This window comes from Pantoea sp. IMH, assembly GCF_000599885.1.
GTDB lineage: Bacteria > Pseudomonadota > Gammaproteobacteria > Enterobacterales > Enterobacteriaceae > Erwinia.
The window spans coordinates 436,626-453,398 of the sequence record NZ_JFGT01000005.1 but is presented as its reverse complement, the minus strand read 5'-3'; the positions used below and the strand labels follow the sequence as shown (position 1 = coordinate 453,398).

At 59.2% G+C, this 16,773-nt stretch carries 13 protein-coding genes; 2 read left to right on the top strand and 11 right to left on the bottom strand.

What is annotated here, in order from left to right; translation table 11 throughout:
• Nucleotides 1-19: 19 nt before the first annotated feature.
• Both EA20_RS0110405 and EA20_RS0110400 read left to right on the top strand, forming a co-directional pair.
• Entirely contained in the window at nt 20-5,374 is a 5,355-nt protein-coding gene (locus EA20_RS0110405; RefSeq protein WP_024966765.1) for an AvrE-family type 3 secretion system effector, read from the top strand.
• 12 nt (nt 5,375-5,386) lie between these two features.
• Entirely contained in the window at nt 5,387-5,815 is a 429-nt protein-coding gene (locus EA20_RS0110400; RefSeq protein ID WP_024966764.1) for a type III secretion system chaperone, read from the top strand.
• A 420-nt stretch (nt 5,816-6,235) separates the two neighbouring features.
• Here EA20_RS0110400 and sctU read toward each other — a convergent pair whose 3' ends face one another.
• Genes sctU through EA20_RS0110340 form a run of 11 tightly spaced genes read right to left on the bottom strand, consistent with a single transcriptional unit; the run spans nt 6,236 to nt 16,744 of the window.
• The gene (gene sctU / locus EA20_RS0110390; RefSeq protein WP_024966762.1) at nt 6,236-7,321 is read right to left on the bottom strand and encodes a type III secretion system export apparatus subunit SctU; all 1,086 of its coding nucleotides are present in this window, start codon (nt 7,319-7,321) and stop codon (nt 6,236-6,238) included.
• Nucleotides 7,314-8,129: a type III secretion system export apparatus subunit SctT gene (sctT, locus tag EA20_RS0110385; RefSeq protein WP_024966761.1), complete on the bottom strand. Its 816-nt coding sequence runs from the start codon at nt 8,127-8,129 to the stop codon at nt 7,314-7,316. The genes sctU and sctT overlap by 8 nt, the downstream gene beginning before the upstream one ends.
• The gene (gene sctS / locus EA20_RS0110380) at nt 8,129-8,389 is read right to left on the bottom strand and encodes a type III secretion system export apparatus subunit SctS (protein WP_024966760.1); all 261 of its coding nucleotides are present in this window, start codon (nt 8,387-8,389) and stop codon (nt 8,129-8,131) included. Before sctS ends, sctT begins: the two co-directional genes overlap by 1 nt.
• Before the next feature lie 7 nt (nt 8,390-8,396).
• Nucleotides 8,397-9,050 carry a type III secretion system export apparatus subunit SctR gene (gene sctR, locus EA20_RS0110375; RefSeq protein ID WP_024966759.1) on the bottom strand — a complete coding sequence of 218 codons (654 nt, stop codon included), beginning with the start codon at nt 9,048-9,050 and terminating at the stop codon, nt 8,397-8,399.
• A gap of 6 nt (nt 9,051-9,056) precedes the next feature.
• Nucleotides 9,057-10,085: a FliM/FliN family flagellar motor switch protein gene (locus EA20_RS0110370; RefSeq protein ID WP_024966758.1), complete on the bottom strand. Its 1,029-nt coding sequence runs from the start codon at nt 10,083-10,085 to the stop codon at nt 9,057-9,059.
• Complete coding sequence (locus EA20_RS19980; RefSeq protein ID WP_024966757.1) at nt 10,082-10,741, bottom strand: flagellar hook-length control protein FliK; 660 nt, start codon at nt 10,739-10,741, stop codon at nt 10,082-10,084. The genes EA20_RS0110370 and EA20_RS19980 overlap by 4 nt, the downstream gene beginning before the upstream one ends.
• Nucleotides 10,738-11,199 carry a hypothetical protein gene (locus EA20_RS0110360; RefSeq protein ID WP_024966756.1) on the bottom strand — a complete coding sequence of 154 codons (462 nt, stop codon included), beginning with the start codon at nt 11,197-11,199 and terminating at the stop codon, nt 10,738-10,740. Before EA20_RS0110360 ends, EA20_RS19980 begins: the two co-directional genes overlap by 4 nt.
• Nucleotides 11,183-12,541, bottom strand: coding sequence for a type III secretion system ATPase SctN (gene sctN, locus EA20_RS0110355; protein WP_024966755.1), 1,359 nt, complete (start codon nt 12,539-12,541; stop codon nt 11,183-11,185). The genes EA20_RS0110360 and sctN overlap by 17 nt, the downstream gene beginning before the upstream one ends.
• Nucleotides 12,535-13,401, bottom strand: a complete 867-nt coding sequence (locus EA20_RS0110350) for an FHA domain-containing protein (protein ID WP_024966754.1) — start codon at nt 13,399-13,401, stop codon at nt 12,535-12,537. The genes sctN and EA20_RS0110350 overlap by 7 nt, the downstream gene beginning before the upstream one ends.
• On the bottom strand, nt 13,401-15,602 hold the full coding sequence (locus EA20_RS0110345) for an FHIPEP family type III secretion protein (protein WP_024966753.1): 2,202 nt from the start codon (nt 15,600-15,602) through the stop codon (nt 13,401-13,403). Before EA20_RS0110345 ends, EA20_RS0110350 begins: the two co-directional genes overlap by 1 nt.
• A gap of 17 nt (nt 15,603-15,619) precedes the next feature.
• Nucleotides 15,620-16,744: an HrpJ domain-containing protein gene (locus EA20_RS0110340; protein WP_024966752.1), complete on the bottom strand. Its 1,125-nt coding sequence runs from the start codon at nt 16,742-16,744 to the stop codon at nt 15,620-15,622.
• Nucleotides 16,745-16,773: the final 29 nt, after the last annotated feature.

Here is a 16,773-nt window from a genome sequence, read left to right as displayed (position 1 = left end):
AAGATAAAAGGAGAAGCAAATGGTTTTAGCTCCCGGAATCGCAAGCGCCGCCGCCGCGGTGGCACGCACTGTTGGTCAGGCCAGCTCGCACGCCACATCATCTGCCGTAACTCAGGGCGCAGCGCGCGCGACCCAGCGTAGCAGCGGCAACCTGTTACAGGGGGCAGCACGAGGCCCCGCCTCAGCACAGCAGCAGGCGGGCGCCGCCTCTCTGCGTCGCCATGGCTCGCATCCGGGCCCCGGCCGCGCCGGTCAGGATGCAGGCAACGGCACGGCGCTGCGGCGGCGGCACTCCACTGGCGAAAAAGAGGCGCTGCCCGTCGATAACTGGCCAGTGAGCAAACCCCCAGCCCGACGACACTCTATTGAGGGCGTGCCGACAGAAACGCCCAAACCCGCCGGGCACGCCCGCCGCCACAGCATTGACGGCGCGGATGTGGGAACGCAAACGCCCGTCATTCCGGAACGTCGCCATTCCGTTGATGGCGCGCCGTCCGGCACAGGAAAGCCCGCCGCGCCGGTACGGCGCAATTCGCTCTCTGATACGCCGACGCAAAACGCCCGTCCGCCGCAGCAGCAGTCCCGCTCTTCAGCATCGCTGAGCGAATGGAGCAGCAATATGTTGCAGCTGATCGATCTGGTCGCCGAGCGCCACGCCAGCGCGTTAAGCGATGATGAAAAAAGCAAACTGGCCACCAAACAGGCGCAGCGCCAGCTGCTGGAGCGCACCTCTGCCGAAGGCCAGACGCCAGCACCTGACGCTGCGGCGCCAGGCGAACAGTTAAACCGCCTCTCGCTTACTGGCGAACGATTAAATATTGATGCGGCGGACACGCTCAAGCCGCTGCTGGATCAGACCCTGGGGAAAGCCGATCAGCGTTATCGCTGGCACGCCAGCGCGGGCGATCGTCATCATGTCCTGCTCGATCACAGCGGGCGGTTGCTTAACGTCCAGGATTCGCCGCTGGCCTTTACCGCCATCGCCCACAGCCAGCCTGCCGCCGCAGGTCAGCAGCCGCGTATGGACCGCGCCGGACAGCGTATCGCCCTGCTGCAAAACGGCGAGCGGGAGAATCGTCCGCTACCCGACCAGGCGGTTCACGCATTGCTGACCGGCATTTACAGCCATCAACCTGCCAACGGCGCGCAAAGTGAACAGCTGCGCCTGCATGAAAATCGTCTGCACCGCTTTGATACCACCAGCCAGCGCTGGGAGCCGGTGCACGGCACAGATGATAAAACCTTCGACAAGCTCAGCCGCCAGGGCAACAACCAACTGTATGCCATTCAGGGCGATAAGCGCCTGCATAACTTAAGCCAGCAGCAGAAAAGCCTGCTGTTCGATCACAAGATCGCTGCCTTTAGCGCCGGCGCGCAGGGCGAACTGGCGGTGGTGCTGAAAGACGGTGAAACGCACGCCCAACAGCTGCGGCTGATGAACAATATCAAGGCGGGCGACTGGCAAAGTCCGACGCTGGCGATGAAGCAGCGCGTAAATGGACAACCTGCTGACTTTCAGCTCAGCAGCATCGCGCTGCACGACAACCAGATCCTTGCTGTCGATCCCAACGGCAAGCTGTTTAGCGCCGCTCGTCCCGGCGCGAACGCCAGCGACCTTAACTTCACCGAAGATAACCGCAACCAGGCGATCCACGCCGTGTTTGGCGAAGGTGCGCAGATCGCCGCGCTGCACAGCAACGGTCAGGGCCAGCTCCATGCGGTGGTGAAAGATCGGCTGGATAACGAGCACAGCTGTCAGCTGGATGCGCACGGCATCACCCCGGGCTGGAATCTCAGTGAAAGCATGGTGATGGATTACCAGAAAGGGCTGCGCCGCAGCGAACCGCTGCCGCACGCGGTAGTGGATTCCGGCCGCCTCGGCAAGCTGGCGCTAATGGATGGCAAGGTCCATTTCTACGATAAGGTTTCCCAACGCTGGGAGCCGACCACGGAAAAAGCGGACCGTTTAATTCGCGGCAACGACGGGCTGCCGCTGAAAGTAGAAGGCGGCGAAGTGAAGCCGCTGAAGGTTAACCAGGCAGGCAATAAAACGTTGCATCACAACAACCTGTTTCAGCTGACGCAGGTGAAAAACAGCATCAAGGCGGATCTGGCGCTGCACGGCCTGGGAAAAGAGAGCAAAACCCAGACTATCGCCTCGCTGGGCAATGGTCGGCTGCTGGCGCTGGATAAGAGCGGTGAAATGCGCCTGCATCAGATCGCTTCCGGCCTGCGGCGCGATCTGATGCCGCCGCAGAGCATTACCAAAGCGGGTTTGCCCTCGATGCAGGGACTAACCGGCGATGCGGCAAAGCAGGCCCAGTTGAAGGATATGGCGGTTAACGAACATCACAAACTCTTTGGCCTGACCGGCGGCGGTCGGCTGTTTATGCTGGATGATAAAGACTGGCAGGGCAATAACGGCGGCGGCTGGCAGCCGGTTACCGCCCTGCCGCCAAATCCCGGCGCGCCTGCCAGCCTGCATACCGATGGGCAAGGCCGTCTGATGGTGGCGGATGAAGCAGGTAATGCCGCCCGACTGGAGGCAGGTACCTGGCGGCCGCTGGATCGTCAGCAGGCGCTAAGCGCCTATGAAAATAATAGCTCTGCCGAAACCTTCGGGCGGCTGGGTGATGCGGGCAAATCAGGTCGCATTCCTGGCACTAACGTCACTTATAAACGTGAGATCGACCTATTCGGCAGCAGCGGCAGCGATACCTCGAAGGTCAACAGCCCGTTTAAAAAACGCATGGAGGCGTTTGTGCTGCGTACCTCCGGCGGCGGCTGGCCGCGTCCGTTGAAGAACCTCGGTAATGAATTTAAACATCGCCTGCACGGACGCGAAGGACTCAGCCCGCTCTATACGGCGCAGAATAATATCGCGCTGGAAATCACTTCCCAACACAACGCGCGTACGCGGCCGCAGCAGGCGCTGGAGCAGCGCCTGACCGGCCTGAATCTTAAAAGCAGCGATCCGGGCCTGCATCAGGAGATCAATGAATTTGCTGAGGAGCTGGGCCACAGCCTGATGCTGCAAACCCGGGCGGTTGGTCAGCATTACGGCGTGCTGGATGATAAAAACCAGCTGAATAGCGATCCGAAAAAATTAAAGAATACCCATAACGGCCACCTGAATTCGGCCCGCCATCGCGATCCGCAAATGGTCAACACGCTGCATCAGCTGATTAATAACAATCCCTCCGCTCACACCGCGCCGGCGCTGGGGGTGATTAACGACATGCGTAACCATCGCTTAGTGCTCGATCATTTGAAACACAATACCGATAAGCCGGTGCGCGACAGCAGTGATGAACTGGGCCTGGTGAAATCGCGGCTGTTTCTCGACGCCATAACCCAACAGCGCCTGCACAGCGCGCTGGATGTTTATCAGCGTAGCCTGGATGGCGGCACCGATCCGGCGACGGCGCGCAGCGATTTGCAAACACATATTCGTGACTTGCGCCATCAACGCTGGGGCGCTGATCCGGTGAAAAAATTAACCGATCAGGGATTCGCCAATCTTAAACAGATCGAGGCGAACTATGACGCTATCAAGAAAATGACCAATGCCTTTTCCAAAGAGCACCACGGCCTTAATCTCACTTCGCGTACGGTGTTTAACGCACAAAACCAGGCGCAGCTGGTAGAGAGCATGGCGAACGAACTGAAGTCATTAAGCAACGGCGAGAACCTGACCTTTAGCAGTAACTACGGCGCCTTTGCTTCCAGCGTCGTGGTGCCAGGCGTCCAGACGCAGGTACTGGCAGGCGGACGGGCGAATGCCGACCGCGGCTACAGTCTGGCTTTCGCCCGTGGGGAAGAAGGGCTGACCGTTACCGTCGGACGTAATGGCGCAGGCGGTATCACGCCCTTTACTGGAGTGGGACACAACATGCTGACGGGGCATGTTGATCCCAATGATGTCAAGTTTGGTAAGGATGGCGAACATACCGCATCGCCGGTGGTGCGGCTGGGTGCCGCGGCCTCGCTGAATATTCAGCGGCAGTCGCAAAACAATGTCACTTTTAGCCTGGCTGATAATGAGATCGGAGATTTCCTTAACCGCCTGGCCAGCGACCAAATCGATCCGCTGGAACTGCTGGATAAAGGCAATGAACACAAGGTCAAAAACGGCACGACCTGGACCACCAGCCTGGATACCGGTGGCGCCGCGCTGGCCAGCATCGGCCTGCCGATGACCAATAAAAATGAAAAAAATCATATTGCCTTGACGCGCTTTGGCGGCGGCGTGGCAGCGAGCCTCAATATTGCCGCCGCCGCACGCGAGCGCAACACCAACGGCAATTCCAGTACCAGTAAACAGACCAGCAGCACTAACCGCGTACGCTTCTTTAATCAGGGGGCTGCCGAAGCGCGCTTTGTGTCGCCGAGCGGCATGGTGAACCGTACCGATCAGGCGCGACAGCCGATTATGGCCGTCACCGGCGCGGGCGTGCGCTTCAGCTTTGATAACCGAACCAAACAGTCATTGAGCTTGGAGCTGACCCAGCCGCACCGCCTGGCCGCTACGCATCTGGATAAGTTAACCGAGAGCCTGACCAAAGCGTTTCCCGACCGGGCAACCGCGCAGCTAATGGATTCGCTTAAGGAGCCTGCCGCCGACAGCGGTAAAACGGCCAAAACCAACAATGAAAAACTGGATGCGTTACTGAACCATTTCGGCCAGCACGAAGCGCAGGGCAAGGTGACCAACAACGCGCAGTACGCCGCTATCCGCGAGCTGGTGAAGCTACGCCAGCAGCGTGAAGCGCTGAATCTGCATGTTCCGCTACCGGCAGGTGCCGAGACGCAATCCACCTATAACAACCTGGCGAAAATTGACAGTAACGGTCTGCTGCACTGGCTGGGCGATATGCTCAACCATGAAACCGGTTCGAATCACCCACTCAGCAATGCCAACCGCATTCGCACCATGATGGAGCAGGATGGCCATCTGAGCGGGCTGATCAAGCAGATGCAGCTCTCCCCGGATACCCAGGCGGTGGTAACGCTGGAGCCGAAGGATGAGGTTAAAGAGCAGCTGAATGCAGACTGGATGGCTGGACGCATCAGCCGCAACGAACTGGAAACGCGCCTTCAGACGCGCAGCAATATGCGTATCAAATCGGTCGCCTTTACCGAGAGCAAGAGCAAAAGCGACGGCGTTACCTCGCCGCAGTTCTTGCTGGGCGGCGGCAGTAATGTCTCAATCGCCAAAAGCCGCAATCTCGGCAAAATCAGTTTCAGCTACGGTCGCGATCAGCAGAGCCCGCTCGCTTATACGCTGGAGGGTGAAATGGCTAAGCGCAGCACCGGACAGCTGGCGCAGCCGTTGCAGGCCGCCCGGCAGAGTGGTCGGGTACTTAAAAGTTAATGAGGAAGCATCATGGATAATCTCTACTTACAGCGCCTGCTGGAGCAGTACGGCCATACCCTGAATAGTGAGTTAACGCTGGATAATGGCGTTTGTCTGCTACTGGATAAGCAACAGCAGGAGCTGGTCACCATTGAGGCGCCGCCGGGCGAAAACCTGCTGCTGCACTGTCAGGTGATGTCGTCGCAGCTGATGACTGACGACCCAGCGCTATGGCGCGCGCTACTGACGATGAATTTTGAAATGGACGCAATGCGCGGCTGCTGGCTGGCGCTGGATAGCGAAATGACGCTGCGGCTGTGTAGTCAATACATGCTGGAGCATCTGGACGCGCCGCGCTTTACCAAATTAGTGAATAATTTTATCGACCAGGGACGGCAGGTCCGCGAGTTTATGCCAACGCTGCTGACACGGCTGGCTGAAACGGCGGAAGCCGTCTGATTATTGTCACGGTAAGATCCAACGCGCCTTTTGTAAAAACAGCAAAGGCGCGTCTGGCTTTGAAAGGCAAGTCAGAAAAAAGAGAGGCTCCGCCCGCCGCTGGCAGGGACAATACCTTCAGGACGTTTTTCCAGCACACGAACTGGAGCCTGACCTTTTCGGACGGGCCCGGTTACTGGATAACAGCCAGGCGATACCAGGAAATTAAATATTCAGCAAAAGCAGACACTTTGATTTCCTGGGCAGAATTAATTGTTTTGATGCAGGATAAAAATTATCAACGAATAACGAGTGGATTTAGATTGCGAATAAATCTATTTCAACTGATTTAATTCATCGTGCATTTTAAATAAACAAGTCCCCTGTAAAAGATATTATCAGAAGCGATACTTTTTACATTTCCCTGTATTTGCATGGTCCTTATTCTTCCTCCAGTTCAATCACCTCATCCAGATAGTGCTCTTCCAGTTCGCGTAACAGGCGATAAACCTGGGCCACCGCTTTTAAGGTTTCACGTGGGATCCATTCCCCTTCTGCTGTGGTGCGATACAGGGTGCGCGCCAGCCAGATATAGCGAATAACCGGGATTTTGGCGCGCTGGGCCTGTTCGATTAAGTGGTGGGCGTCATCATCGCTGGCCTTAAATAGCAGACGCGGCAGCGGCGTTTCGCCAGGACGATAATAGAGCCCAACGGCAAAGTGAGTGGGGTTAACCAGTAATACATCCGCCTCCTCTACCGCCACCTGGCGCGGCGCTTTGGGCGCTTCGTTAAGAATTTCATGCGCTACCTGACGACGATGCCCTTTCATATGCGGGTCGCCTTCGCTCTGCTTAAATTCTTTGCGAATATCTTCGTGGCTCATGCGCTGCTGCTTGAGATAAAAATACTTTTGCAGGCCGAAATCGAGCAGGCTCATTGCCAGCAGCGCCAGCAATACCTGGCGTGCTGCCTTGATAAACAGCATCAGTACGCCGTGCCAGAAGGTATTAAGATCGGTTTGCGCCAGCCGCGCCAGGTTGCCGATTTCAGGCTCCAGCGCCATCCATACCACGATGCCAATCACGCACGCCTTTACGATGCTGGTTAACAGCTGGGTGAACTGACGCGCCGAAAACATATTTTTAAAGTGGTTGACCGGATTCAGGCTATCCAGCTTCGGCTTCATCGCCTCCACCGCAAACAGCGGACCAAACTGCAGCCAGCCGCCGACAATACGCAGCAAAATCGCTATCGCGCCAATAATGGTGGAAAACAGCAGCAGCACCATCAGCGAATTCGTTATCACTTCCTCCATCGCATGACCAAAAGGCTGACCGATGCGCGTTAGCGGCAACATAACCATCGCTTCCATGCGCTGCATTCCGCTATCCACCAGCGCAAAAATTGCCTCCAGAATGCCAATAAAGATCAGCAATTTGGGGATATCCTGGCTCTGGCTTACCTGGCCTTTCTTTCGCGATTCCTGAAGTTTTTGCGGGGTTGCGTCTTCGGTTTTTTCACTCATGCCCTGCGCCTTTAGCATCAAACAGGTTGGGGAACAGATGCGTCAGATCGCGCAGTTCAAACAGCCGCTCACCGGCCAGATGATTCAGCAACGGCAGGTAGAGCACGAAAAACAGCAGACCCAGCAGGCATTTCAATGGGATCGCCAGTACCGTGGCCTGAATCTGTGGGCTATAGATACTGATAGTGCCGACGGCGAAATCAAGCAGCAGCAGCAATCCCACCAACGGACCGGCATACAGCACCATGGTGACAAAGGTCTCTTTCAGCAGACCCAGCCAAACCTGCCAGCCTTGCTCGCTCAACGGCGGCAGCCATGCCAGCGGCGGCCAGATGCGATAGCTGTCCCACAGCAGCTGGGTGATGGCACTCAGGCCCGGCCCCACCATCAGCAGCAGAATAATGGTTTGCTTCATCAGATAGCCCAGCGGCGTGGCGTCCGGTCCCAGCTGTGGGTTAATCTGCCCGCCCATTAGCGCGCCGCGCTGGTTATCAAACAGCGCGCCGACCGATTCATACATCCAGAAAGGCAACCCGAGGATCAGGCCAATCAGCGTGCCGAGGATCAGTTCTTTAATGGCAATCGCCGCCAGCGCCGTCATCGGCAGCGAAGCGCTTAACATATCGCGATAAAACACCGGCGCGATAAACAGCGCCAGCGACAACACAATAGCGGTGCGCAGTACGCCTTTAATGGCTGAGAAAGAGAAAATCGGCGTCAGCAGCAAACAGGGGAAAATGCGTGCCATGCCCAGCAGCAGCGCCAGTAGCGCGTTAAACAGTTCATCCAGCGCATCGCTCCATAGCATTAGCTGCCTACCCGCGACATCATGGCAAAGGCGTTTTGCGTCAGCTGGATCAGCTCCACGCCGACCCAGCGCCCGGTCATCGCCAGCGTGATGCCTACCGCCATCAGTTTCAGGCAGAACGGCAGTGTTTGATCCTGCAACTGCATCGCCGCCTGCACCAGCGAGATCACAATACCCACCAGCACGGCGACAATCAGCGGTGGCGCGGAAAGCAGTACCACTAACAACATCGCCTGGCGGAAGAAAGTCAGTATTTCCATTACCGCCTCACAGATAGCTGTAGAACAGGCCGTCCAGCAGCCTTGTCCAACCGCTGACCAGCACGAACAGCAGGATTTTTAGCGGCAGCGAGACCGTCATCGGCGAAACCATCTGCATCCCTAATGCCAGCAGCACGTTCGACACGATGAGATCCACGACCAGAAAGGGGATAAAGACCAGAAAGCCGATTTTGAAGCCGTTTTGCAGCTCCGACAGCACAAAGGCGGGGATAATCAGCAGCGGGCTTTGCGGCGTAATGCTCTCCGCCATCTCTTTCGGCCACATACGCGCGCCGTTCTCCTGAAGATGCACCAGAATGTCCGGATCGGTATTGTGCGACATAAATTTTCTCAGCGGCTCCGCGCCGTTGCCGAAGGTGTACTCCAGCCGCTCCATACTGCTGAAATCGAGCGGCATCGCCTTAATACGCTCGCTGGAGGCATTAAATACCGGTGCCATGACAAACAGCGTCGCAGCCAGCGCGATGCCGTACAGCGCCATATTGGGCGGCACCTGCTGTACGCCCATGGCGTTACGCGTCAGCATCAGCACCATGGATATTTTCAGAAAGCAGGTGCAAACAATCATTAACATCGGCACCAGTGACAGCACGCCGAGGAACAGCGCCAGCATCATCGGATTAAGCGACTGCATCTCCATGCGTGCTTACCCGCCCTGGCCCAAAGGGTTAATGCTGCCCGGCAGCATATGGGTAATTTGTAATCCCAGACGCCCTTCTACATCCACCAGTTCGCCTTTCGCCAGCGGATAATCACCGTGACACAGCAGCGCCTCGCCCGGCTGGACGTTATCTACCATGACCGTTGACCCGGCGCTCAGGTGCTGTAACTCTCCCAGCGTCAAACGCAGCTGGCCGCAGCGTACCGTTAGCGCCAGCGGCAATCCATCCAGCCCGGGCGCAGGTTCGCCCTGCCACGCCTCATCAGGCTGTGCAGCAGGGGCCATATCATCGTTATCGTAGGGCAAAGTCACTGGCATGATCTCCAAATCAGAAAGAGTAAAAAAGGCGCGATCCGCCTCGCCGGTTAGCGCGCCCGTCAGGCGTATCCCTGCCAGCTGTAGCGCGCCTTCGCCACAGGGAGAAAATGCGTTGCGCGTTGGCAACAGCACATCTTCCGGGTACAGCTGACGCAGCTGCGCGGCGCTTAAAGTCAGCGCGCCCAACGTCAGCGGAAAGCGTAGCGGCAAATCAGACGGCAATGCTGCCGTCTGCGGCTGCCAGCCCGCCTTATCCAACAGGGCGTTTAGCGTGGCGATCGATGCCATCAACATGCTTTCTGAGTGGAGTCCGCCAAGCGTGAGTTCCAGGCGAAGTGCAAATGATGGGTTATTTGTCTGAGTTTCCGGCGCCAGATCGCCGAACAGCTGCTGGAGTTCCGGACTCAAGCTTTGATTAAACAGCGGCCAGTACCAGGGCGTCATCTCTGCTTCAGCGTATGGCAGTGCGGGAGATTCCGACATTAGCGCCAGCGCGCCTTCCGCATCGCTTAGCTGTAACAGACCGCTGTGGCAACGCAGCGATAGCGGACACACTTCCAGCGGCTGGCCGACAGGCAAAGAGAGCACCAGATGGCCCGCCTCGCCCGCCAGCGTATAGTGAAAACAGCGTCCAGCGCCGATACGCTGACGCAGCTGCGCCTCAGCAGACTCCCGGCACGGCAAAGCGAGCTTCATGCTGCCCCCCGTTGTTCAAAGCGCAGGCGTACCCGGCTGGTCAACCGTCGTCGCAACGCCTGGCGACAGCGTTCCTGATGCGCTTCCAGCGCCCCCAGCGCCGCAGGTGAAAAGCGCAGCGCAATATCCCAGCCGCCGGCGGGCAGATGCTGCAAACGCGCATCCACCGCGCCAAGCCGCGGCAGCAGCAGCGTCATCGCCACCGGGCCATCAGGCTGACGATCGGTTATGCGTCCCAGCTCCGCCTCCAGCGGCTGCCAGAGCGCCATCGGCGCGGCGCCTGGCGTGCTCTGCTCGGCGGCGTGCGCATGGCGCGGCTGCACCTGTAGCTCCACGCCGCCGGTTGTCAAGGCGGGCGGCGTCGGCGCAATATCCAGCAGCGCGCTGAACAACATACCATCCGGGCTGGCGGCAGGCGGTTCACTGTTGCGTTTCGCGCCGCTGCTTTGGGGGCTGGCCTGGCTACGCTCGCCACGGGTTTTATCCGCACCGCGCGGCGCAGGTTTAGCCTGCGGCACCGGTTCAGGCTGCGCTTTTGCCCGCGCCGGTGCGGGACGCGTCTCTTGCCGTGTCGGCGGGCGTGGTTCACGCGGCTCGGTTGTTTTGGCTTCCGGGCGCGGCTTCGCCGTGATCGATCGATCCACAAAAGGATTCATGGCTTAACCTCATGTTCCTGCATCAACAATTCCAGTTTTTCCAGCTCGCGCTGGCGCAGCTGGGTTTCTGCCCGCGCCGACGTCAGCTGTTCGCTTTGCGCAGCGCACTGCGCAGCGCTCTCGCGTACGGTTTGACGCTGTTGCTGCACCGCTTCGGCGGCGCGATCTTCCTGATGCAAACCGCGCTGTAGCTGAGAAAGCGGCTGATGGCCCAGACAGGCGACGTCAAATCCGGCACGCAGCGTTTGATAGCTGCCCTGTCGCTCGGTGAGCTGTTCGGCGGCGGCGCGTTCTTCTTCCTGCAGACGCGCCAGCTGCTGTTCATGCTGACGCTGTTGGCGTTCGCTGCGGCGCAGACGCTGGCGGCGAATCGGCATCAGCAGCGCAAACGCCTCACGCAGGCCAGCGGCGGGATCGTCCGTTGCCAGCTCTTCAACCGGATTAATTCTCTGGCGCATGTTGGCTTACCTCCGAAAGATGGTGCAGCGTGCTCTCCCAGTCGCTGGGCGCGCGCGTCGCCTGGCGTAAATACCCGTTAATCACCGGCTGCGCCTCTACCGCCGCATCGGTCATCGCATCATGTCCCGGCTGGTATTCCCCCAGGCGAATCAGCATTTCCACCTGTTGCCACGCTGCCATCATGCGGCGCAGCTGGGTGGCGTCCTGCATCTGCTCGCGTTCCACCACATTGCTCATGGTACGGCTCAGACTGGTCAGCACATCAATGGCAGGATAGTGGCCGCGCTCTGCCAGACGACGAGACAGCACGATATGGCCGTCGATCAGCGATCGCACCTCATCGGCCACCGGGTCATTCATTGAGTCGGCTTCAATCAGCACTGAATAGAGCGCGGTGATCGCCCCCTTTTCAGTTTGCCCGGCCCGTTCCAGCAGCCCCGGCAGCAGGGTATACACCGACGGCGGCAGGCCGCCGCGTCCGGGTGGTTCGCCCAGCGCCAGACCAATTTCACGCTGGGCGCGAGCGAAACGGGTCAGGGAATCGAGGATCAGCAGTACGCTTTTGCCCTGCTCGCGGAAGGCTTCGGCAATGGCGGTGGCGGTAAAGGCGGCGCGGGCGCGCTCCATGCTGCTGCGATCGGAGGTAGAACAGATCAGCACCGTGCGGCTGCGCAGCTCCTCGTCCAGTTCATGGTCGAGGAACTCGCGCAGCTCACGACCACGCTCGCCTATCAGCCCGAAAACGATCGCATCGCAGGGCGCGTTACGCGCCAGCTCCGCCAGCAGCGTGGTTTTACCGCAGCCGGCCCCGGCAAATACGCCGACGCGCTGGCCGACGCCAATGGTCAGCATACCGTCAATGGCACGTACGCCGGTCGGCAACGGAGTGGAAATGCGTGGACGAGCGGTGGGCGGTGGCGCATCGCCCAGTACCGGAATGGTCTGTTCTGCCTCGCCCGGCAGGGCAAAGGCCCCAACGCCCTGCCCGTCAATCGGACGACCAAAGCCATCCAGCACGCAGCCCAGTAGCGCATCGGAGACACAAATACTGTGCGGCAGGTAGAGCGGCGTAACCCGTGCGCCCTGCGCAATGCCATCCAGCGGCCCCAGCGCCGACAGCAGCGTATGCTGCGGGTTAAAGCCCACCACTTCCGCCATCACGCTCTCTTCGGCGTCACGCTCGATGCGGCAAAGATCGCCGATACGCGCCCGCGGCAGGCTGCACTCCAGCAGAATGCCGCTGATACCGGTAATGCGGCCATAAACGCTAACCGCATCGGGCTGCTGCAAACGCTGCTGCTGCTGGCTAAACCAGCTGTCGAGATCCAGGCTCATTACCATTTCACCGTAATCGGATCTTGCCCGCTGAATTCAATACGATCGTCGGTGATCGCCACCAACCGCAGTTCGCCAACCTGATCGCCGATAAACAGTCGATCGCCTTCATCGGTGACGATATTGGCGCGCGATCCGGTAGCGATCTGCACGATACGAAACGGCAGCTCTTTCTCCAGCGGACGCACTGCGCTTTTTACCGGCGCGCTGGCGCTGTAACGTGCATAAAAACGCGTCATCATACGGTTAAATACTGAGATTTGCGGCTTGCTCAGGGTGCCGCTCAACAGCAGCTGATCCCCCTGGCGGGTAATTTTCACGTTGTTAGCCAGATCGCGCTCCCGCAGCATAATTTGCAGCGGCGCACGGAGATCTTCCACCGTTGCCCAGACGGGGCGCGAGCTTTCACCTGCGGCAGGCTGGGCAACCGTCGGCTGCAATATCCAGCTCACCACGGTAAAGCTGAACAACAGCAGCAGGCCGAACATCATCCCGCGCATCCAGCGTGGCGTGCCGGTACGGGATACGGCGATCTCTTTCGGCGCGTCAGCCGCGGCAGCCGCAAAAGCGCTGGCGGGCAGCGCGGCCGCCTCATGCCAGGGCGTATTTGCCTGCGCCACGCACAGCCAGACGCCCGCCAGCACAAACGGCTCTTCCAGCGTGACCGGTTCTCCGCTGCTGGCCTCTTCCTGTTCCGCCAGCCACCAGTGCTCTCCCTGACGATGCAGCCAGCGTTCGCAACCGCCTACGCTCTCATCGCTGAGCAACAGATCGACCTGCGCCGACGCGCCAATCTGCCAGCGATCGCCGCTGAGCGGCAGCGCGGCTCCGCAGTGCAACCCTGACAATACGCGCAGTTCAAACATTATTCTCCCTCCCAGTGGTTGAGTGAATAAAACAGGGCATCTGCTTCCAGGCGTCCCAGCACATGCACCGCCAGCGTTGGTTCCAGCTCAGCGAAGGAGAGCACCGGCACCTGATGGAAAGATTCCGCAATCAGCGCACGTAGCGGGCCGCGCAGATCCTGCGCCGCCAGCAGTACCTTTTGCTGTTCATTGCTGGCCGGGAAGGCCATACGAATTTGCTGATGTACGGCCTGGATCTGTTCCTGGCTCAGCGCAAAGAAGAGATCGTTTTGCGTCTGGCGCAGGCTATCGCGCAGCGCCTCTTCCAGCTCTGGCGCCAGCAGCCAGGCATGAATGCCGTCCACCTGGCTGTACTGATGACATAAGTGGGTTTTCAGGGTAATGCGCACCTGCTCGGTCAGCAGAAAGACATCGCGCTCATGCTGGCCATGCTCGATGAGCGCTTCGGCAATGGCGCGCACGGAACGCAGCGGAATGCGTTCCGCCACCAGCTTTTGCAACACGCTGGAGAAACGCGCCAGCGGCATCACGCGCTGGAGCTCCTGCGCCAGTTCCGGCTGTTCGCTTTCCAGCCAGCCCATTAACGCGCGGGTTTCCTGCAGGCCGATAAAATGCGGGCTGCTGGCGTGAATGGCGTTTTCCATACGTTTCAGCAGCAGCCCGGCGGCGGTCCAACGCGCCACCTCCTCATTTTCCAGCAGCGGATGATCGGCTGGCAGCCAGAGATAGTCGGTCTCCTGACGCGTGGTCTGCCCCAGCGCCACGCCAGGCAGCGGCGCAGCCGCTTCTTCGCCTTCAACCGTTTCGGGCAGCGCCGTTTGCTCTGCCTCCTGCGCCAGCCGCTGCTGTTCTTCGCCGCTCAGGCTCTCCTGCCAGTGTGCCTCGACGGCGACACGGGGCGTATTAAAGGTGCCGACCACTTTTGGGATCTCATATACCGAGAAGCGGAATTCATCTGCCACCAGCTTGTCGCTGAACTCAATATCAAAGGCTGGCAGGGTAAAACCAAAGTGGTAAACGATGCGGTTACGCAGACGACGGATCTCCTGGACCAGATCGAGCGCTTCCGCTTTGCCGCGGCACTCTACCGGGAACTGGATCAGGTAAGGCCGCGTCGGGTTAAACTGGCGCAGATCTTCTCGGCCATTTAGCTCCGGCGGGATTACCTCGTTTTCGATCTGCGGCTGCGCCAGCCGCAGCGTATGCTTCGCGCGCCAGATCTGGAAGCCGCCGCTGCCAAGGGTAATCATCGCCAGCAGGGTAAACACCATACCCGGCATCCCCGGCACCAGCGCAAAGCCCAGCATACCCATGGAGGCAAGTATCCACGCCTTCGGCTGGCTGGTCAGCTGCTCGGCGATCTCGCGACCGATGTTGGGCGTTTCCACCGTATCGTTATCTGACGAAACGCGGGTAATGATCATCCCGGCGGTGAGTGAGATCAGCAATGCCGGGATCTGAGCGATCAGGCCGTCGCCAATGGTCAGGATCGAAAAGACATGCATCGCCTCGCCCGCCGACATGCCAACCTGGAGCACGCCGATACTGACGCCGCCAACCAGGTTAATAAACAGGATCACCAGCGCGGCGATGGCGTCGCCCTTAACGAACTTCATCGCGCCATCCATCGCCCCGAACAGCTGGCTCTCTTTCGCCAGATCGCTACGACGCGATTTGGCCTGATGCACATCGATCAGGCCAGCACGCAGATCGCTGTCTATCGACATCTGTTTACCGGGCATCGCATCAAGGGTGAAGCGCGCCGCCACTTCCGCGACGCGCTCCGATCCTTTGGTGATCACCAGAAAGTTCACCACCGTCAGAATCAAAAACATCACCATGCCCACCGCCAGGTTGCCGCCGACCACGAAACTGCCGAACGCCTCAACGATATGCCCGGCGTCCTGCTGGATCAGGATCTGACGGGTAACGGAAATCGACAGCGCCAGGCGAAACATGGTGGTCAGCAGCAGCACCGCCGGAAAGGTAGAAAACGCCAGCGGCTTCGGCAGGTACATCGCCAGTACAATCAGTAGTGATGACAGACAGATGTTCAGCGCAATCAATGTATCGATCAGCGCCAGCGGTAGCGGAATAATCAGCATAAACACCAGCGCCATGGCGAAGACCGCGCCGACGATTTCCGAGCGCTGCATAGCGCTGATGGCGATTTTATTAAGAATTAAAAATAAGCCGTTCATCTTGCGTCTCTACCCGATCAGGCGCGGCGCGCCTGTTTACGTTCGTTATCCAGCAGCATCACGCTGTGACTCGCCAGCAGCGCCAGCGCGGTTTTCCGTCCATCTTTCACTTTCCACAGCGGCAGCGGCAGGCTGCGCACCAGCGGCAATATCGCGTTAAAAAATTGCGACAGCTGACGCGCGGTGGGATGGGCGACCACATCCTCGCCGAGCTGCTGTAAATCTTGTTGCCAGGCGCCGTGATGACTGAGATGCAGCAGGCGGCGCGTCAGATCCACGCCGCTAACGGCATGTAGCGTCATTTTCCCCGCCATGCGATTCAGCAGCTTTTGACTCTCTTCCAGGGTATGTCCCACCTGCCGCGCTTCCGCCAGGCCATTCTGAATATGGCGCAGCGCACCGGTGCTGATAGAAGACGCCAGCGCGGCAATATCATCCGCCAACGCCCGCTGTAAGGTGCGCAGGCCGGAGACGAACTGCGACGGCTCGGTATGCGCCAGCAGTAAATCGACCATGGCAATCGCCGACTGCTGATGAACGATGCTGTCGTAATAGAGATTGCGCAGCGTCTGCCGTTGCCCGGCATGGGGCGTAGCTTCCGCAAAGGCGGCGGCAGTGTTCAGACCGGCGCGCAGGCGCTCGCCATGCTGGCTTTCCAGCGTTTGTAAATGGGTGGCGATGGTCTGGCTCAGTTCCTCATCGCCCTGCTCGCGCGCTTCGCGTTCCATGACGCGCAGCAGCAGATCGCAGCGTGCCGGATCGTTATCCAGCTGCGCCAGCAGTTCATCGGTATCCGCTGGTGGCTTGCGTTTTAGCGCTTCGCGCATCTGGCTGAGATGCGCTTCGCGCCGTGACCGATCGCCTGAGTCGAGCATGGCGTAAAGCCGGTGCAGTTCAACCTTGCCTGCGTTCTTCCGGTGACGCAGGTGCTGCTGCTGTACCCGGCGCTGCTCGGCCTTTTTCTGGCTTTCAGCGCGCTCGGTGAACATCATCCCCACCTCTTCTTTCATGTCATTGGCGCTGGCAGCGGCAGACGGGTGTTCCCCTGCCCGGCTGGCATTTTTCTGCGTGCCGCTGTCGGCAGCTTTCATCAGGGCTTTAAGTGGGTGCGGCATCAGCGGCGTCATTGAGCTTTTCAGCATCGCCAGTTCCTCATCAGGTTGACCCCGAT

What these genes read in the sequence shown, in the direction of transcription:
- EA20_RS0110405 (WP_024966765.1), top strand. Translation starts at nt 20, where the DNA reads ATGGTTTTAGCTCCCGGAATCGCAAGCGCCGCCGCCGCGGTGGCACGC.
- EA20_RS0110400 (WP_024966764.1), top strand. Translation starts at nt 5,387, where the DNA reads ATGGATAATCTCTACTTACAGCGCCTGCTGGAGCAGTACGGCCATACC.
- sctU (WP_024966762.1), bottom strand. Translation starts at nt 7,321, where the DNA reads ATGAGTGAAAAAACCGAAGACGCAACCCCGCAAAAACTTCAGGAATCG.
- sctT (WP_024966761.1), bottom strand. Translation starts at nt 8,129, where the DNA reads ATGCTATGGAGCGATGCGCTGGATGAACTGTTTAACGCGCTACTGGCG.
- sctS (WP_024966760.1), bottom strand. Translation starts at nt 8,389, where the DNA reads ATGGAAATACTGACTTTCTTCCGCCAGGCGATGTTGTTAGTGGTACTG.
- sctR (WP_024966759.1), bottom strand. Translation starts at nt 9,050, where the DNA reads ATGGAGATGCAGTCGCTTAATCCGATGATGCTGGCGCTGTTCCTCGGC.
- EA20_RS0110370 (WP_024966758.1), bottom strand. Translation starts at nt 10,085, where the DNA reads ATGAAGCTCGCTTTGCCGTGCCGGGAGTCTGCTGAGGCGCAGCTGCGT.
- EA20_RS19980 (WP_024966757.1), bottom strand. Translation starts at nt 10,741, where the DNA reads ATGAATCCTTTTGTGGATCGATCGATCACGGCGAAGCCGCGCCCGGAA.
- EA20_RS0110360 (WP_024966756.1), bottom strand. Translation starts at nt 11,199, where the DNA reads ATGCGCCAGAGAATTAATCCGGTTGAAGAGCTGGCAACGGACGATCCC.
- sctN (WP_024966755.1), bottom strand. Translation starts at nt 12,541, where the DNA reads ATGGTAATGAGCCTGGATCTCGACAGCTGGTTTAGCCAGCAGCAGCAG.
- EA20_RS0110350 (WP_024966754.1), bottom strand. Translation starts at nt 13,401, where the DNA reads ATGTTTGAACTGCGCGTATTGTCAGGGTTGCACTGCGGAGCCGCGCTG.
- EA20_RS0110345 (WP_024966753.1), bottom strand. Translation starts at nt 15,602, where the DNA reads ATGAACGGCTTATTTTTAATTCTTAATAAAATCGCCATCAGCGCTATG.
- EA20_RS0110340 (WP_024966752.1), bottom strand. Translation starts at nt 16,744, where the DNA reads ATGCTGAAAAGCTCAATGACGCCGCTGATGCCGCACCCACTTAAAGCC.